Origin of the sequence: Neorhizobium sp. S3-V5DH (genome assembly GCF_004343065.1) — a bacterium.
GTDB classification, from domain to species: Bacteria; Pseudomonadota; Alphaproteobacteria; order Rhizobiales; family Rhizobiaceae; genus Neorhizobium; species Neorhizobium huautlense.
In genome coordinates this window covers 1-1,456 of the sequence record NZ_SMCL01000051.1, presented here as the reverse complement: position 1 = coordinate 1,456, position 1,456 = coordinate 1, and the positions used below count along the sequence as shown (strand labels likewise).

1 protein-coding gene and 1 pseudogene are annotated in these 1,456 nt (G+C 57.0%); both read right to left on the bottom strand.

Annotated elements, in window-relative coordinates; all coding sequences use genetic code 11:
• Positions 1-977 (bottom strand): MCP four helix bundle domain-containing protein (locus tag EDE09_RS27925; RefSeq protein ID WP_132413623.1); only part of this gene is annotated, 977 nt, incomplete at its 3' end.
• 181 nt (positions 978-1,158) lie between these two features.
• Positions 1,159-1,456: pseudogene (locus tag EDE09_RS27920) on the bottom strand (methyl-accepting chemotaxis protein); the annotation flags it as partial.

Below are 1,456 nucleotides of genomic sequence, written 5' to 3'. Positions count from 1 at the left end.
GACAGGGTTTCCGAACTTGCCGAAAGCTCCTGGCTGCCCGACGAGACATTGCTCGACGCGGCCAGCGCATCGGCAACAACGCCCCGAAGGCGTTCGACCATGCTCTGCAGCGCCAATCCAAGTACATCCTTCTCGGAAAGCGGTTTCGGCGAAACCATTAGGTCACCGTTGGCAATCTGATCTGCGATATTTGCGGTATTGCGAAGGTTGGACGTCATCACATTGATCGTATCGACGAGATCCTTGATCTCGTCATTCGTCTTGATCTCGACATTCTGATTGAGGTCGCCGATGGAAACGGCGTTGGCGACACCCATGATCTTTCGAAGGCCGGAGCTGATTCCAAGGGCGATCCACAGAGCGACAAGGAACGAGAACACGACAAGTCCGATACCCATGCCGATGAGCAGGTTTCTCGAATGGGCGTATTGTCCGTTGGTGGCTTCGTCCGTAGCATGCAGATCGGTCTTGATAAGGCCCGTCAGATCCGCCATCAGAGTGAGCAGACGGTTGACCAAGACAGCGCCCTCGGTCATCGAAATCTCGCCGGCGCGCTGATTGCTCTCAGTGGTATTTTGGGTAGCAAGAGCGAGCACGTCGTTCTGCAAGGCGACAAACGAGGGAAATACCGACCGTATTTCGCCAATCTTGGAACGCAACTGCGGATCCGTCGCCTTTTCGAACTCGGCCAACGTCTCCTCGATCTCCTTGCGAGCCGCTTCGATGTTCTGGCGATATCCGCTGATCTTCGCCGGATCGGTATTCAGTATGGCGTTCTTTTCGGCGCGGATTGTATTCGCGAGCGATGTCGAAAGCGCATTCAGGCTCTCAAGATGGCTGGCGGGACCTTGAACGATGTCGGTGATCGAGGAATTGAGCGAGGAAAGGTTGATGATCGACAGAACGGCCATGCCGATCGACATCAATATCACCAGGCCAAAGGCGATCGCGAGTTTGAGCTTAATGGTGAAGCGCATGATATTGTGTCCCGATTGCAATGCGATGACAAATCTGCTCCATCCGGAGACGGTAGCTTTGTAAACGCAGTCAGGACGATACATTCACCCCCTGCAGGCCGGCGAGCCGGCATGACGTCGTCGCATACATGCGACGACGGTCCCCGGGCCGAAGCCCAGGGTCTTCTTCTTCAGGCGCCTCTTAGGCGCTTTCGCGGAAATCCGCGTCGTCGGAGTCCGGCCCGCCCATCGACATATCGAGAGCAAAACCCTTGGCGCGGGCCTGCTGGCCGATCACCGAATGGTCCTGCTTGAACTGGCGCGGCGCTGCACGGTTTGTCTGAGCGGGTTTATGGATGCTGGCAGCAGGGGCATTGCGCTTGGCAAGCTTGTTCCCGCCCGCCTGATCGACCTTGAAGAAGGCGATCGATGCCTGCAGTTCCTCGGCCTGAGCGGCCAGTTCTTCCGATGTCGCAGACATCTCTTCGGATGCGCCGGCA